The sequence below is a fragment of the Enterobacter sp. E20 genome, from assembly GCF_000801755.2.
In the GTDB taxonomy this organism is placed as follows: domain Bacteria; phylum Pseudomonadota; class Gammaproteobacteria; order Enterobacterales; family Enterobacteriaceae; genus Enterobacter; species Enterobacter asburiae_B.
In genome coordinates this window covers 3,542,190-3,558,462 of record NZ_CP012999.1, presented here as the reverse complement: position 1 = coordinate 3,558,462, position 16,273 = coordinate 3,542,190, and the positions used below count along the sequence as shown (strand labels likewise).

Annotated in this window: 9 protein-coding genes; 7 read left to right on the top strand and 2 right to left on the bottom strand. The window is 57.9% G+C overall.

The features are described 5' to 3' along the window. Positions 1 to 50: 50 nt before the first annotated feature. On the bottom strand, positions 51 to 1,418 hold the full coding sequence (locus tag NI40_RS16500) for a 6-phospho-alpha-glucosidase (protein ID WP_039263740.1): 1,368 nt from the start codon (positions 1,416 to 1,418) through the stop codon (positions 51 to 53). Positions 1,419 to 1,430: 12 nt separating this feature from the next. After that, a complete protein-coding gene (locus tag NI40_RS16495) occupies positions 1,431 to 2,975 on the bottom strand; it encodes a PTS transporter subunit EIIC (protein WP_033146216.1) in 1,545 nt (514 codons plus the stop codon). 286 nt (positions 2,976 to 3,261) lie between these two features. Here NI40_RS16495 and NI40_RS16490 point away from each other — a divergent pair, with 286 nt between their 5' ends. The 7 genes from NI40_RS16490 to hisS all read left to right on the top strand — a co-directional run bounded on the left by NI40_RS16490 (position 3,262) and on the right by hisS (position 16,271). Further along, positions 3,262 to 8,214, top strand: coding sequence for an alpha-2-macroglobulin family protein (locus NI40_RS16490; RefSeq protein WP_039263739.1), 4,953 nt, complete (start codon positions 3,262 to 3,264; stop codon positions 8,212 to 8,214). Between the two features lies 1 nt (position 8,215). Further along, positions 8,216 to 10,540: a peptidoglycan glycosyltransferase PbpC gene (pbpC, locus tag NI40_RS16485; protein WP_039263738.1), complete on the top strand. Its 2,325-nt coding sequence runs from the start codon at positions 8,216 to 8,218 to the stop codon at positions 10,538 to 10,540. 156 nt (positions 10,541 to 10,696) lie between these two features. Beyond that, positions 10,697 to 11,128: a nucleoside-diphosphate kinase gene (gene ndk, locus NI40_RS16480; protein ID WP_003860625.1), complete on the top strand. Its 432-nt coding sequence runs from the start codon at positions 10,697 to 10,699 to the stop codon at positions 11,126 to 11,128. 169 nt (positions 11,129 to 11,297) lie between these two features. Beyond that, on the top strand, positions 11,298 to 12,464 hold the full coding sequence (locus NI40_RS16475; RefSeq protein WP_014171168.1) for a bifunctional tRNA (adenosine(37)-C2)-methyltransferase TrmG/ribosomal RNA large subunit methyltransferase RlmN: 1,167 nt from the start codon (positions 11,298 to 11,300) through the stop codon (positions 12,462 to 12,464). Positions 12,465 to 12,757: 293 nt separating this feature from the next. After that, a complete protein-coding gene (gene rodZ / locus NI40_RS16470) occupies positions 12,758 to 13,771 on the top strand; it encodes a cytoskeleton protein RodZ (RefSeq protein ID WP_039263737.1) in 1,014 nt (337 codons plus the stop codon). Positions 13,772 to 13,797: 26 nt separating this feature from the next. Continuing rightward, on the top strand, positions 13,798 to 14,916 hold the full coding sequence (gene ispG / locus NI40_RS16465) for a flavodoxin-dependent (E)-4-hydroxy-3-methylbut-2-enyl-diphosphate synthase (protein WP_023308814.1): 1,119 nt from the start codon (positions 13,798 to 13,800) through the stop codon (positions 14,914 to 14,916). A gap of 80 nt (positions 14,917 to 14,996) precedes the next feature. Further along, on the top strand, positions 14,997 to 16,271 hold the full coding sequence (gene hisS / locus NI40_RS16460; protein ID WP_032622984.1) for a histidine--tRNA ligase: 1,275 nt from the start codon (positions 14,997 to 14,999) through the stop codon (positions 16,269 to 16,271). Positions 16,272 to 16,273 lie beyond the last annotated feature (2 nt).

The window sequence follows — 16,273 nt, the reverse complement described above, 5'->3', positions numbered from 1 at the left end:
GTTTTTTCTGACACCGACAAGCAAACCACGTTCAACTCGCGAGCAAGCCCCTATTTTTTCACCGTTTCGCCGTCCTGCCAGGCTTTTTGCAGCGCAGGCCAGTAGTGGCGGTTGGCCTCGATCATCTCATCCAGAATCGCTTTCGCGTGTTCCATGGTCGGCACGGTGCGGTTGAGGGTGAACGCCTGCAGGGCTTTCTCATAGCTCCCTTCGATTGTCGCCTCTACCAGCAGCTGTTCAGAGGCGAGCTGCTGTTGCAAAAGGGTCTGATGGAACAGCGGCACCTGACCGACGCGAATCGGTTCCGGGCCTTCGGAGGTGATATAAGCGGGCACTTCCACCACGGCATCGTAAGGCAGGTTGGTAATCGCCCCGCGGTTTTCCACCATCACCAGATGGCGGCTCCGCAGGTTAAAGGCCAGCGAGCGGGCGACATCGACGATAAACTCGCCGTGCACGCCCACGTGGAAGGCGTCCGGCAGGATCCCGGTGCGCTTGTATTCTTCGGCAGCGGCGAACAGCTTTTTCTCGCGCCCGTCCATCACTTCATTGGCGCGGGTATAGTCCGGGTTCTGATGCTCGACGATCTGGTTCGGCATCAGGTAGTACTGCAGATACGGGTTCGGCAGATACTCCGGGAAGTGGTCCATGATCGGCTTAATGTTGCGCCAGGTTTTTACCCACGAAGGATCGGAATGCTGCGGATCGGTTTTAGCCGCATCTTCCGTCAGCAGGCCAAACTTCGCGATATGTTTACGCAGCTCGGGAAGCTTGTCTTCGCCGTCCACCAGCACGCGGGTAAACCAGCCGAAGTGGTTCAGTCCGAAGTAGTCCACCTCCAGCCTGCGGCGATCGACACCCAGAATCGCCCCCATATTGCGCATCGCGGCGACAGGCATATCGCAGATGTTCAGCACCCGCGCATTTGGCCGCAGCCGGCGCACGCCCTCCGCGACAATCGCCGCCGGGTTGGAGTAGTTCACGATCCAGGCTTTTTCGTGCGCGTAGCGATCCACCAGATCGATAAGCTCCACCATCGGCAGGATCGTGCGCAGTCCGTATGCCAGGCCGCCGGGTCCGCACGTTTCCTGGCCGACCACGCCGTGGCGCAGCGGGATCTTCTCATCCTGTTCGCGCATCTTGTACTGGCCGACGCGCATCTGGGCGAAGACGAAATGCGCGCCGCTGAAGGCCACTTCCGGGTCACTGGTGACGGTAAATTTGATGCTCTGGCTGTGGTCGCGAATGACCTTCTCGACGACGGGCGCAATGGTGTTCTGACGCGCCTCGTCGATGTCATAAAGGCGAATTTCGGCCAGCGGGAAATCCTGCAGGCGCACCATCAGGCTTTTCACAATGCCCGGCGTGTAGGTGCTACCGCCGCCGGCAATCGACAGAATAAATGGGGGTGTAAACATCTTTAGCTCCTTTCAGAGAAACGTCTCAACGGCTTCTCGCATTTTTTTGACGTGCAGCCCGTAGACCACCTGAACGTTGTTACCTTGTTTGATAATCCCTTTCGCGCCGGTCGCCTTGAGCCGCGGCTCGTCGATAATGGCGACGTCCTTCACCGTGACGCGTAAGCGGGTGTAGCAGTTGTCCACCACCTCAATGTTTTCCCTGCCGCCCAGACCCGTCACGATGGATTCGCCCAGCCCGTCGTTATTGCCCTTCGCCTGGTACTCCTGCTTGCTGTAGAGGCGCGTCTCCCGATCGTCATCCTCACGGCCCGGCGTTTTCATGTTGAAGCGCAGGATCAGGAAGCGGAACACCACGAAGTAGAGGGCGAACATGATCAGCCCGACCACGATGTACATCGGCCAGTTGGACTTCTCCGTGCCGAGCGGCAGGTTGTACAGGATGAAGTCGATAATTCCGTTGGCGCCGATGGCGTGAACGCCCAGCAGCGAGAACAGCATCATGCCGATGCCGGTCAGCACCGCGTGCACCACGAAGAGCAGCGGAGCGACGAACAGGAAGGAGAACTCAATCGGCTCGGTCACGCCGACCAGCAGCGAGGTCAGCGCCGCTGGGATCAGAATGGCTTTCGCAATGGCTTTACGCTCCGGCTTTGCGGTCATATACATCGCCAGGGCTGCGGCAGGCAGGCCGAACATCTTGCTGATGCCGCGCGCGTCCCACACCACGGTGCTGCTGAGCTGCTTCACGTCCGGGCAGGCCATCTCGGCGAAATAGATATTGCGTGCGCCCTGATAGGTTGCGCCGCACACCTCCTGCGTGCCGCCCAGCTCGGTATAGAGGAACGGGGTATAAACCAGATGGTGCAGGCCGGTGGGGACCAGAATACGTTCCAGGAAACCGTAGATTGCCACGCCCAACGGCCCGGAGCCTTTGATGGCCAGCGCCAGGGCGCTAATGCCGTGCTGGGCATACGGCCACAGCTCACTCATCACCACGCCGAGCAGCATGGAGACGGGGAGCATGACGATGGCGACAAAACAGTGGCCGGAGTAAATCGCCATCGCGCCGTTAAACTGTACGCTGGAGTATTTGTTGTACAGATATCCGGAGAGCGCCCCGGTCAGGATCCCGGCAAAAACGCCCATCTCCAGCACCTGCACGCCCAGTACCATGGTCTGCCCGGCCGCTTTCATCTGGGCCGCTGGCGCCAGCGCGCCCTGCAGCTGTAGCGTGACGTTCATGGCATTGATGAACACAACGAAGGTCACCAGACCAATCAGCGCGGCATAGCCTTTATCACGTGTCGCCAGACCAATCGGGATCCCGACGGCAAACACCAGCGCCAGGTTGACCAGCACCGACACGGCAGATTTCGCGATAAGCTGACCAAGGTGCTGAATCAGCGGATGGCCCAGAAACGGCAGGTATTCAGCGAGATTACCGTTACCCAGCACGTTACCAAAGGCGATAAACAGACCGACGATCGGTAAGATAAGTACCGGTCCGTACAATGATTTTCCGAAATTTTGTAGGGCGTTCACGGCTCGTTTCATGGCTTTCTCTCTTTTTGAACCGCGCACTCGGGGTGCGTCATGGTCATAAAACTAGCAGCCTTCGGGCGAGCTTAGCCAGCTATCTTATTGTTTTAAAAACAAATGACTTGAAAGGTAACATGTGACGTTATGTGCTGTGATCGCGGTTCCATCACGGCGTAGCGGCGTGATGCCGTTCTGCGAGGCGCTTTCCAGATTTTAAAATTGGCCTTTTTGAATTAATGAAACTTGCGGATAATACTTATCCGGACGACGACCAACAGGCTCCATGGGCCAGGGACAAAGGATGAAACCGTTTCGCTTAGCCGCGCTCTCTCTTGCGCTGCTCACCACGTTTACGCTTGTCGGCTGTGATAACAGCGACGATAAAACTCAGGCTGCGGCTCCCGCGGCATCCACCGCATCCACACCGAAAGCTGCAGAAAAGCCCAATGCTGAAACGCTGGCTAAACTGGCTGCCCAGACTCAGGGAAAAGCGCTGACGTTGCTGGATACCTCAGAAGTTCAGCTCGACGGTGCCGCCACGCTGGTGCTGACCTTTTCTGTTCCGCTGAATCCCGATCAGGATTTCGCCAAAACGGTGCATGTCGTGGACAAGAAAAGCGGCAAGGTTGACGGGGCGTGGGAACTTGCGCCTAACCTGAAAGAGCTTCGCCTGCGTCATCTGGAGCCTAACCGCAACCTGGTCGTCACCGTTGAACGTGACCTGCAGGCGCTGAACAAGGCGACGTTCGGCATTGATTATGAAAAAGCCCTGACCACCCGGGACATTGAACCCACCGTTGGTTTTGCCAGCCGCGGCTCGCTGCTGCCGGGCAAAGTGGTGGAAGGTCTGCCGGTGATGGCGCTCAACGTCAACAATGTTGATGTCAACTTTTACCGCGTGAAGCCGGAATCGCTGGCCTCCCTTGTCAGCCAGTGGGAGTACCGTAACTCGCTGACCAACTGGGAATCCGATAACCTGCTGAAGATGGCGGAGCTGGTTTACACCGGTCGATTCGATCTTAATCCGGCGCGCAACACGCGCGAAAAATTGCTGTTGCCCCTGAAGGATATTAAACCGCTCCAGCAGTCTGGCGTTTATATCGCGGTCATGAACCAGGCTGGACACTACAACTACAGCAACGCCGCAACGCTCTTTACCCTAAGCGATATTGGCCTGTCCGCTCACCGTTACCATAACCGCCTGGATATTTTCACTCAGAGTCTGGAAAACGGTGCGGCGCAGTCCGGCGTGACCGTCACGCTGCTGAACGATAAAGGCCAGACTCTCGCCGAGGAGAAGAGCGATGCCGATGGTCATGCGAAGCTTGAAACGGACAAAGAAGCCGCGCTTATTCTGGCGAGCAAAGACGGCCAGACCACGCTGCTTGACCTCAAGCTTCCGGCGCTGGATCTGGCGGAGTTCGATATTGCCGGTCGCCCCGGCTACAGCAAGCAATTCTTTATGTTTGGCCCGCGCGATCTCTATCGTCCGGGTGAAACGGTGATCCTCAACGGCTTACTGCGCGACAGTGACGGTAAGCCGCTTCCGGATCAGCCCGTGAAGCTTGACGTGCTGCGCCCGGATGGACAGGTCGCGCGTACGATTGTCGTCAAGCCAGAGAATGGGCTCTATCGCTTTAACTATCCGCTGGACAGCGGAGCGCAGACCGGTATGTGGCATATCCGTGCCAACACGGGCGATAACCTGCAGCGCCTGTGGGACTTCCACGTCGAAGACTTCATGCCCGAGCGTATGGCGCTCAACCTGAGCGGACAAAAAACGCCGGTTTCACCGCAGGATAACGTGGACTTTAACGTGGTGGGCTATTACCTGTATGGCGCACCGGCCAACGGTAATTCTCTGCAGGGCCAGCTTTTCCTGCGTCCGCTGCGTGACGCGGTGGCTGCGCTGCCGGGCTTCCAGTTTGGCGATATCGCTGAGGAGAACCTGAGCCGCAGTCTGGATGAAGTGCAGCTTACGCTTGATGAGCAGGGGCGTGGGCAGGTTTCTACCGAAAGCCAGTGGAAAGAAGTGCACTCTCCGCTGCAGCTGATCCTGCAGGCCAGCCTGCTGGAGTCGGGCGGTCGTCCGGTGACGCGTCGCGCTGAGCAGGCCATCTGGCCAGCGGCTGAGCTGCCGGGTATCCGCCCTCAGTTCGCCAGTAAAGCCGTTTACGACTACCGCACCGATACCACCGTCAACCAGCCGATTGTTGACGAGAACGGCAACGCCAGCTTCGACATCGTTTATGCCGATGCCAGCGGAGCGAAAAAGGCGGTTTCCGGTTTACAGGTACGCCTGATCCGTGAGCGCCGCGACTACTTCTGGAACTGGTCTGAGAGCGAGGGCTGGCAGTCTCAGTTCGATCAGAAAGATCTGGTTGAAGGCGAGCAGGAGCTGACTCTCAAGGCCGACGAGACGGGTAAAGTCACCTTCCCGGTGGAGTGGGGCTCATACCGTCTGGAAGTTAAAGCGCCTGATGAGATGGTCAGCAGCGTGCGCTTCTGGGCAGGTTACAGCTGGCAGGATAACAGCGACGGCACCGGGGCTGCACGTCCTGACCGCGTGACGCTGAAACTGGATAAGCCAGCCTATCAGCCAGGCGATACTATTAACCTGCACATTGCAGCGCCGTCAGCAGGTAAGGGCTATGCGATGATTGAGTCCAGCGAAGGGCCGCTGTGGTGGAAAGAGATCGACGTACCGGCAAACGGGCTCGATCTCGCTATCCCGGTCGACAAAGCCTGGAAGCGTCACGATCTCTACCTGAGTACGCTGGTGGTCCGTCCTGGGGATAAATCCAAATCCGCCACGCCGAAACGCGCGGTCGGCCTGCTGCATCTGCCGATGGGCGATGAAAATCGCCGTCTGAACATTGCGCTCGATAACCCGCAGAAAATGCGTCCAAACCAGACGCTTTCTGTGAAGGTGAAAGCCAGCGTGAAAGAGGGTGCGGTTCCGCAGAAAGTGAACGTCCTGGTCTCGACGGTTGACAGCGGCGTGCTGAACATCACCGATTACGTTACGCCCGATCCGTGGCAGGCTTTCTTCGGTCAGAAGCGCTACGGCGCGGATATCTACGATATCTACGGCCAGGTCATCGAAGGGCAGGGCCGCCTGGCCGCGCTGCGCTTTGGTGGTGACGGTGATGAGCTGAAGCGCGGCGGTAAGCCGCCGGTGAACCACGTCACCATTATTGCCCAGCAGGCACAGCCGGTTACGCTGGATGCCAACGGAGAAGGCACGATTACGCTGCCGATTGGTGATTTCAACGGCGAGCTGCGTCTGATGGCGCAGGCCTGGACGGAAGACGATTTTGGCAGCAGCGAAAGCAAGGTTGTGGTGGCTGCGCCGGTCATTACCGAGCTTAACACGCCGCGCTTCCTGGCAAGCGGGGACACCTCACGGCTGACGCTGGATCTCACCAACCTGACGGACAAGCAGCAAACGCTTAACGTCGCCCTGACCGCAACAGGAAAACTGTCGCTGGAAGGCGGGCAGCCGCAGCCGGTTCAGTTGTCTCCTGGCGCGCGTAGTACCCTGTTTATTCCGGTGCGCGCGCTGGAGGGTTATGGTGACGGTGAGGTGACCGCTCAGGTGACCGGCCTGCAGCTTCCGGGCGAGACTTTCGCACCGCAGCAGAAGAGCTGGAAAATCGGCGTGCGGCCGGCATTCCCGGCGCAGACGGTGAATACCGGTGCCATGCTGAATCCCGGCGAGTCCTGGACCGCACCGGCGCAGCACAGTAACGGTTTCTCTCCTGCTACCCTGCAGGGACAACTGCTGCTGAGCGGCAAACCACCGCTTAACCTGGCGCGCTATATTCGCGAACTGCAGGCGTATCCGTATGGCTGCCTGGAACAGACCACCAGTGGCCTGTTCCCGTCGCTCTACACCAACGCGGCGCAGCTGACTGCACTTGGCATCAAGGGCGACACCGATGACAAGCGCCGTGCAGCGATTGATATTGGCATCTCTCGCCTGCTGCAGATGCAGCGTGAAGACGGTGGTTTTGCGCTCTGGGATAAAAACGGTCCGGAAGAGTACTGGCTGACGGCCTACGTGACCGACTTCCTGGTGCGCGCGGGCGAGCAGGGTTACAGCGTACCTGCCGATGCAGTGAATAACGCCAATAACCGCCTGCTGCGCTACCTGCAGGATCCGGGCATGATGTCCATTCGCTACAGCGATGATACTCAGGCCAGCAAATTTGCCGTGCAGGCCTATGCCGCGCTGGTGCTGGCACGTCAGCAAAAAGCGCCGCTGGGCGCGCTGCGTGAAATCTGGGATCGCCACGGGCAGGCGGCTTCCGGGCTGCCGCTGATGCAGCTGGGCATGGCGCTCAAACTGATGGGCGATGCGCCGCGCAGCCAGCAGGCGCTGGATCTGGCGCTCAAAACCCCGCGTAACGACAGCAAAAACTGGATGGCCGATTACGGCAGCCAGCTTCGCGATAACGCGCTGATGCTCTCTCTTCTGGAGGAGTACAAGCTGCTGCCGGATGCGCAAAATACGCTGCTGAATGCCCTGTCTGAACAGGCCTTCAGCCAGCGCTGGCTGTCAACGCAGGAGAGCAATGCGCTGTTCCTGGCCGGACGCTCGCTGCAAACCCTGTCTGGTACGTGGCAGGCGAAAACGTCTCTGTCTGAGACCGCATCAGGCGGCGATAAGTCACTGGTGCAAAACGTGAGCGGCGACCAGCTTGGCGCGCTGCAGGTGACTAACACCGGTACAACACCGCTGTGGGTACGCCTGGACAGCACCGGTTATCCGGAATATGCCCCTCAGCCAAGCTCGAACGTGCTGCAGGTTGAACGTCATATCCTGGCAACCGACGGCAGCAGTAAATCGCTCTCTTCCCTGAAGAGCGGTGAGCTGGTGCTGGTGTGGCTGGACGTTAAAGCCAGCCAGAACGTGCCGGATGCGCTGGTGGTGGATCTGCTCCCTGCGGGTCTGGAGCTGGAAAACCAGAACCTGGCGAGCAGCAGCGCCAGCCTGCAGGACAGCGGCAGTGAGATACAGAACCTGCTCAGCCAGATGCAGCAGGCGGACATTCAGCATATGGAATTCCGCGACGACCGCTTTGTGGCTGCCGTGCCGGTAAACGAAGGTCAGCCGGTCACGCTGGTCTATCTGGCCCGTGCCGTGACGCCGGGAACTTATCAGGTGCCGGTCCCGATGGTGGAGTCTATGTACGTTCCGCAGTGGCGGGCTACGGGGGCGGCCAGCGGCCCGCTGATTGTTGTCCCGTAATATGCAAATGGCACGTCTGACACGCTCCCGCTGGCTATGGCTGGCGGGAGCGCTTCTCGTTTTATGGGGGCTGATTGTCGCCGCCGACCGCCTGTGGCCGTTGCCTCTGAAAGAGGTTAATCCCGCCCGGGTGGTGGTAGATGAGAAGGGCACGCCGCTCTGGCGTTTTGCCGATAGCGACGGGATCTGGCGCTACCCGGTTACCATTGAAGAGGTCTCTCCCCGCTACCTTGAGGCGCTGATCCAGTATGAAGATCGCTGGTTCTGGGATCACCCAGGCGTAAACCCGCTCTCTGTCCTGCGCGCTGCCTGGCAGGATCTCAGTTCTGGCAAAGTCGTCTCTGGCGGAAGCACGCTCACCATGCAGGTGGCACGCCTGCTGGACCCGCATCCGCGCACCTTTGGCGGCAAAGTTCGTCAGCTCTGGCGGGCGATGCAGCTGGAGTGGCACCTCTCTAAACGAGACATCCTGACGCTCTATCTCAACCGTGCCCCCTTTGGCGGCACGCTGCAGGGCGTCGGGGCGGCAAGCTGGACCTATCTCGGCAAACCGCCGTCGCAGCTCAGCTATTCCGAAGCGGCGCTGCTGGCGGTACTGCCTCAGGCACCCAGCCGCTTGCGTCCGGACCGCTGGCCTGAACGGGCCGAGGCGGCGCGCAACAAAGTGCTCGACCGCATGGTCACGCAGGGCGTCTGGTCCGCGAAGCAGGTTAAAGAATCACGGGAAGAATCGGTATGGCTGGCGCCCCGACAGATGCCGCAGCTGGCGCCGCTCTTTGCGCGCATGATGCTCGGCAAAAGTCGCGACGCAAAAATTGTCACCACGCTGGATGCCGGACTGCAGCGGCAGCTGGAAGAGCTGGCGATGAACTGGAAATCTCGCCTGCCGGCACGCAGCTCGCTGGCGATGATCGTCGTGGATCATACCGATATGAAAGTGCGCGGCTGGGTCGGCTCGGTGGATATTAACGATGACACGCGTTTCAGCCACGTGGATATGGTCAATGCGATCCGATCCCCGGGATCGGTCTTAAAGCCCTTTATTTACGGTATGGCGCTGGACGATGGCCTGATCCATCCTGCCTCGCTGCTCCAGGACGTTCCCAGAAAAACCGGTGATTATCGCCCCGGGAATTTTGACAGTGGGTTCCACGGACCGGTTAGCATGAGTGAAGCGCTGGTGCGCTCCCTCAACCTGCCTGCGGTACAGGTACTGGAAGCCTACGGGCCAAAACGTTTTGCCGGGATGCTGAGCAACGCAGGCTTGCCGCTGATCCTGCCTGCGGGGGCGCAGCCGAATCTGTCCCTGATCCTCGGCGGGGCAGGCGCCCGGCTGGGCGATATCGCCGCGGCCTACAGCGCGTTTGCCCGACACGGTAAGGCGGGGAGGCTGCGGTTACAGCCGGGCGATCCGCTCATTGAACGTCCGCTGCTGTCGCAAGGCTCGGCGTGGATTATTCGCCGTATTCTGGCGAACGAGGCGCAGCCGCTGCCGGATAATGCATTACCGCAGATCGCGCCGCTGGCGTGGAAAACCGGCACCAGCTACGGCTACCGTGATGCATGGGCCATTGGTCTTAATGCCCGCTACGTGATTGGCATCTGGACAGGACGACCGGACGGCACGCCCGTAGCGGGGCAGTTTGGTTTCGCCAGCGCAGTTCCACTGTTAAATCAGGTCAATAACCTGCTTCAGTCACGCTCAACGGTAGACGAAGCCCGCCTGCCGCGCGACCCGCGTCCGGAGAGCGTCGGGCGGGGCGTGATCTGCTGGCCGGGCGGCCAGTCGCTGCCGGAAGGGAGCGAAAACTGTCGGCGTCGCCTGTCGACCTGGCTGCTGGAAGGGAGTGAACCGCCCACGCTGCTATTGCCCGAACAGGAAGGGATACGCGGCATTCGCTTCCCGGTCTGGCTGGATAAAACGGGTAAACGCGTGGCGGCAGATTGCCCTGATGCAACTGAAAAAGTACTGGATGTCTGGCCGCTGCCGCTGGAGCCTTGGCTGCCGGCGACCGAGCGTCGCGCGGTACGGGTCCCTCCTTCATCAACCACCTGTCCTCCGCTGTCGCAGGACGCACCTGCGCCACTCATCCTGACAGGCGTGCGAGAAGGGGCCGTCATCAAACGTCTGCCGGGGGAATCCCGCGTTTCGCTGCCGCTTCAGGCGACCGGCAATAGCGGCGAGCGCTGGTGGTTTTTGAACGGTGAACCGCTGAATGTGAAGGGAAGAGTTTACACATTACAGCTTGATAAATCGGGCGATTATCAGTTACTCGTTATGGATGAGACCGGGCAGGTCGCGACGGTGAATTTTACGCTGCAGTGATCTGAAAACAGCTTTCTGATGTGAGCTGTTGCTAAAACTCGTCTTATTTTAAAAAAATGTTACCTGAATCCATAGGCAATGGCGCTATTGCTCATTATAATCCGCGCCACACCATACTCAGGTATGCAAAACAACAGAACATTGACAGAGGTTATCATGGCTATTGAACGTACTTTTTCCATCATCAAACCAAACGCGGTGGCAAAAAACGTTATTGGCAGCATCTTCGCTCGCTTTGAATCTGCAGGGTTCAAAATTGTTGGCACCAAAATGCTGCACCTGACCGTTGAGCAGGCTCGCGGTTTCTACGCTGAGCACGAAGGTCGCCCATTCTTTGACGGCCTGGTTGAGTTCATGACCTCCGGTCCAATCGTGGTATCCGTGCTGGAAGGCGAAAACGCAGTACAGCGTCACCGTGACCTGCTGGGCGCAACCAACCCGGACAACGCGCTGGCAGGTACTCTGCGCGCTGACTATGCGGACAGCTTCACCGAGAACGGCACCCACGGTTCTGACTCTGTTGAATCTGCTGCACGCGAAATCGCTTTCTTCTTCGCAGAAGGCGAAGTGTGTCCACGCACCCGTTAATTTAACGGTTTCGTTTACACATTATTTTCGTAAATGCCGCGTCCAGACGTGGCATCCCTGCGCCAGACTTTGTACAATGCAACGCCCCGGACGAGCAGACTGCTTTCCGGGGCGTTTCTATTCAACCCTCCATGGGCCATAACGTGTAACAACGAGGCCGGAAAATATTATGTCTGAATTAGTGAATACCTCCGAAGTCGCCATTCCTGCGGTTCCCAATAAAAATGGAAAAATCAACCTGCTGGATCTGAACCGTCAGCAGATGCGCGAGTTCTTTAAAGAGATGGGCGAAAAGCCGTTTCGTGCCGATCAGGTCATGAAGTGGATGTACCATTACTGCAGCGACAATTTTGATGACATGACTGACATCAACAAGGTCCTGCGCAACAAGCTCAAGGAAGTGGCGGAAATCCGCGCACCGGAAGTCGTGGAAGAGCAGCGCTCCGCAGATGGCACCATCAAATGGGCGATTGCGGTAGGCGATCAGCGCGTTGAGACCGTCTACATCCCGGAAGAAGACCGCGCCACGCTGTGTGTCTCCTCTCAGGTAGGCTGTGCGCTGGAGTGCAAATTCTGCTCAACCGCGCAGCAAGGCTTTAACCGTAACCTGCGGGTGTCAGAAATTATCGGCCAGGTCTGGCGTGCCGCGAAAATCGTGGGTGCGGCAAAAGTAACCGGTACGCGTCCTATCACCAACGTGGTGATGATGGGGATGGGTGAGCCGCTGCTGAACCTGACCAACGTCGTTCCGGCGATGGAAATCATGCTGGATGACTTCGGTTTTGGTCTGTCTAAGCGTCGCGTAACGCTGTCTACCTCAGGCGTTGTGCCTGCGCTGGACAAGCTGGGCGATATGATTGACGTTGCGCTGGCGATCTCCCTGCATGCACCAAACGACGAAATTCGTGACGAAATTGTGCCGATCAACAAAAAGTACAATATCGAAACCTTCCTCGCTGCGGTGCGTCGCTATCTGGAGAAATCCAACGCCAACCAGGGCCGCGTCACCATCGAGTACGTGATGCTTGACCACGTCAACGACGGTACCGAACATGCGCATCAGCTGGCTGAACTGTTGAAAGATACGCCATGCAAAATCAACCTGATCCCATGGAACCCGTTCCCGGGGGCGCCGTATGGCCGTAGCTCGAACAGCCGTATCGACCGTTTCTCCAAGGTGCTGATGGAGTATGGTTTCACCACTATCGTGCGTAAAACCCGTGGTGATGACATTGATGCAGCATGCGGACAGCTGGCTGGTGATGTTATTGACCGTACCAAACGTACCCTGCGTAAACGCATGCAGGGTGAGACGATCGCGGTTAAAGCTGTTTGATTATTATGCACTCACGGCGCATTATCTGCGCCGTGAAGCCTGGTCTTACTGAATAATCAGTCAGATTCGTGATGACTGAACAATAATTACGGTGCGTTTCATCCGACTTTCGGGCAGTATGTAACGACGTAACAACAGTTTAGCCGTACGGGCAGGGCTGTACTGTCATCTCCGGGCTGACAGTCTTATACTCTCTGTTCAAGGTTAACTGACCAGAAGTTTCGCGGTGCGGGTGGCATTGTGACTCACCGGCACCTGAACCCTTATTTTTCACGTACCAGTAGTTGTAGCGAATGAATACTGAAGCCACTCACGACCAACATGAAGCACTCTCCACTGGCGTTCGTCTTCGCAACGCCCGTGAACAACTCGGACTCAGCCAGCAAGCCGTTGCGGAACGCTTGTGCCTGAAGGTTTCCACGGTTCGCGATATTGAAGAAGATAAGGCGCCTGCCGATCTGGCTTCAACGTTCTTGCGCGGTTATATCCGCTCTTACGCAAAACTGGTCCATATCCCCGAAAATGAATTACTGCCAATGATGGAGAAGCAGGCACCGGTCCGTGCAGCAAAAGTTGCGCCGATGCAGACCTTCTCCCTTGGGAAACGTCGTAAAAAACGCGATGGCTGGCTGATGAGCTTTACCTGGCTGGTGCTGTTTGTGGTGATTGGCCTGACGGGCGCATGGTGGTGGCAAAACCACAAAGCCCAGCAGGAAGAGATCACCACCATGGCCGATCAATCCTCTGCTGAACTCAACCAGGCCGGAAGTGAGAATGCCCAGAACGTGCCGCTGAATACCGACGGTGCAGCGTCCTCCAGCGAGCCACAGACCGCAGCGCCAGACGCGTCGGCGACCGATGCAGCACAGGCTCCGGCAGCAACGGCTAACACCGCTGCGCCGCAGGCTCAGGATCAAAACGCGGTTGTTGCCCCTTCTCAGGCGAATGTTGATACTGCGGCGAACGCGTCTGCGGCTACTCAGCCTGCAGACAATAGCGCAGCGTCTCTGCCAACCAGCCCGGCGGGGACGGCAACAGCAGCCGATCCCAACGCGCTGGTGATGAACTTCAGCGCCGACTGCTGGCTGGAAGTGACTGACGCGACAGGTAAAAAACTGTTCAGCGGCCTGCAGCGTAAAGATGGCACGTTAAACCTAACCGGCCAGGCTCCCTATAAACTTAAAATCGGCGCTCCAGCAGCGGTACAGATCCAGTATCAAGGAAAACCTGTCGACCTGAGCCGCTTTATCAGAACTAACCAGGTTGCACGTCTTACCGTTAATGCCGAACAATCAGCAGCACAGTAACAGACGGGCAACGCGGGAGATTTTTCATGCATAACCAGGCTCCGATTCAACGTAGAAAATCGAAACGGATTTACGTTGGGAATGTGCCAATCGGCGATGGGGCACCTATCGCCGTTCAGTCGATGACCAATACGCGCACTACTGATGTGGAAGCGACGGTCAATCAAATCAAAGCATTAGAACGTGTAGGCGCGGACATTGTTCGCGTTTCCGTCCCAACCATGGATGCCGCTGAGGCGTTCAAACTGATCAAACAGCAGGTCAGCGTTCCGCTGGTGGCTGATATCCACTTCGACTACCGCATCGCACTGAAAGTGGCCGAATACGGCGTCGATTGCCTGCGCATTAACCCGGGCAACATCGGTAACGAAGAGCGTATCCGCATGGTCGTGGACTGCGCCCGCGATAAAAATATTCCTATCCGTATCGGCGTTAACGCCGGTTCCCTGGAAAAAGACCTGCAGGAAAAATACGGCGAGCCGACGCCACAGGCGCTGCTCGAATCCGCGATGCGTCATGTCGATCATCTCGATCGTCTTAACTTCGATCAGTTCAAAGTCAGCGTAAAAGCGTCCGACGTGTTCCTGGCGGTGGAGTCTTATCGTCTGCTGGCAAAACAGATCGACCAGCCTCTGCACCTCGGGATAACCGAAGCGGGCGGCCTGCGCAGCGGCTCTGTAAAATCTGCGATCGGTCTGGGGCTGCTGCTCTCTGAAGGGATCGGTGACACCCTGCGCGTCTCGCTGGCGGCCGATCCGGTCGAAGAGATCAAAGTCGGTTTCGATATCCTGAAGTCGCTGCGCATTCGCGCGCGTGGGATCAACTTCATTGCCTGCCCAACCTGCTCGCGTCAGGAGTTTGATGTGATCGGGACGGTGAATGCCCTGGAGCAGCGTCTGGAAGACATTATCACCCCGATGGACGTCTCCATCATCGGCTGCGTGGTAAACGGTCCGGGTGAAGCACTGGTGTCAACCCTGGGCGTAACCGGCGGTAACAAGAAAAGTGGTCTCTATGAAGATGGCGTTCGTAAAGATCGTCTGGATAATAGCGACATGATCGACCAGCTTGAAGCCCGCATCCGCGCCAAAGCCGCCATGATGGACGAAACACAGCGTATCAGCGTTCAGCAGGTTGAAAAATAACGTGATGGGAAGCGTGCCGCTTCCCATGTATGATTGAACCCATTCTTTGGGTTTTTTTTGTATATAGAAAGAGAATAAACGTGGCAAAAAACATTCAAGCCATCCGCGGCATGAACGATTATCTGCCTGGCGAAACCGCCATCTGGCAGCGCATTGAAGGCACACTGAAGCAGGTGCTCGGCAGCTACGGTTACAGCGAAATCCGTTTGCCGATTGTAGAGCAGACCCCGTTATTCAAACGCGCGATCGGTGAAGTCACCGACGTGGTTGAAAAAGAGATGTACACCTTTGAGGACCGCAACGGCGACAGCCTGACCCTGCGTCCGGAAGGTACGGCGGGCTGCGTACGCGCCGGCATCGAACATGGTCTTCTGTACAATCAGGAGCAGCGCCTGTGGTATATCGGCCCGATGTTCCGCCACGAACGTCCTCAGAAAGGTCGTTATCGTCAGTTCAATCAGCTGGGTGTGGAAGTCTTTGGCCTGCAGGGCCCGGACATCGACGCTGAACTGATTATGCTGACCGCCCGCTGGTGGCGCGCCCTCGGTATCGCCGATCACGTTTCTCTTGAGCTGAACTCTATCGGTTCTCTGGAAGCACGCGCTAACTACCGCGATGCGCTGGTGGCGTTCCTGGAACAGCATAAAGAGAAGCTGGACGAAGACTGCAAACGTCGCATGTACAGCAACCCGCTGCGCGTTCTGGATTCCAAAAACGCGGATGTTCAGGCACTGCTGAACGATGCGCCTGCGCTGGGTGACTACCTGGATGAAGAATCTCGCGAACACTTCGCGGGCCTGTGCAAGCTGCTTGAAGCGGCAGGCATCGCCTATACCGTGAATCAGCGCCTGGTGCGCGGTCTGGACTACTACAACCGCACCGTGTTTGAGTGGGTGACCACCAGCCTCGGTTCTCAGGGCACCGTGTGCGCGGGCGGCCGTTATGACGGTCTGGTTGAGCAGCTTGGCGGTCGCGCAGCCCCTGCTGTTGGCTTCGCGATGGGCCTTGAGCGACTTGTTTTGCTGGTTCAGGCAGTTAATCCGGAATTTAAAGCAGATTCCGTTGTCGATATATACCTGGTGGCTTCAGGCGCGGAAACGCAGTCTGCGGCGATGCAGCTTGCCGAACGCGTGCGCGATGCGCTGCCGGGCGTTAAGCTGATGACCAACCATGGCGGCGGCAACTTTAAAAAACAGTTTGCTCGTGCCGATAAGTGGGGCGCAAGTATTGCACTGGTGCTGGGCGAGTCCGAAGTGGCTAACGGCGAAGTGGTGGTGAAGGACCTGCGCTCTGGTGAGCAGACAACGGTAACGCAGGACGGCGTTGCGGCGCACTTGCGCACTCTATTGGGCTAAGG

Coding starts and splice junctions, on each gene's coding strand:
- NI40_RS16490 (WP_039263739.1), top strand. CDS start 3,262: ATGAAACCGTTTCGCTTAGCCGCGCTCTCTCTTGCGCTGCTCACCACG.
- NI40_RS16500 (WP_039263740.1), bottom strand. CDS start 1,418: ATGTTTACACCCCCATTTATTCTGTCGATTGCCGGCGGCGGTAGCACC.
- NI40_RS16495 (WP_033146216.1), bottom strand. CDS start 2,975: ATGAAACGAGCCGTGAACGCCCTACAAAATTTCGGAAAATCATTGTAC.
- rodZ (WP_039263737.1), top strand. CDS start 12,758: ATGAATACTGAAGCCACTCACGACCAACATGAAGCACTCTCCACTGGC.
- ispG (WP_023308814.1), top strand. CDS start 13,798: ATGCATAACCAGGCTCCGATTCAACGTAGAAAATCGAAACGGATTTAC.
- NI40_RS16475 (WP_014171168.1), top strand. CDS start 11,298: ATGTCTGAATTAGTGAATACCTCCGAAGTCGCCATTCCTGCGGTTCCC.
- pbpC (WP_039263738.1), top strand. CDS start 8,216: ATGCAAATGGCACGTCTGACACGCTCCCGCTGGCTATGGCTGGCGGGA.
- ndk (WP_003860625.1), top strand. CDS start 10,697: ATGGCTATTGAACGTACTTTTTCCATCATCAAACCAAACGCGGTGGCA.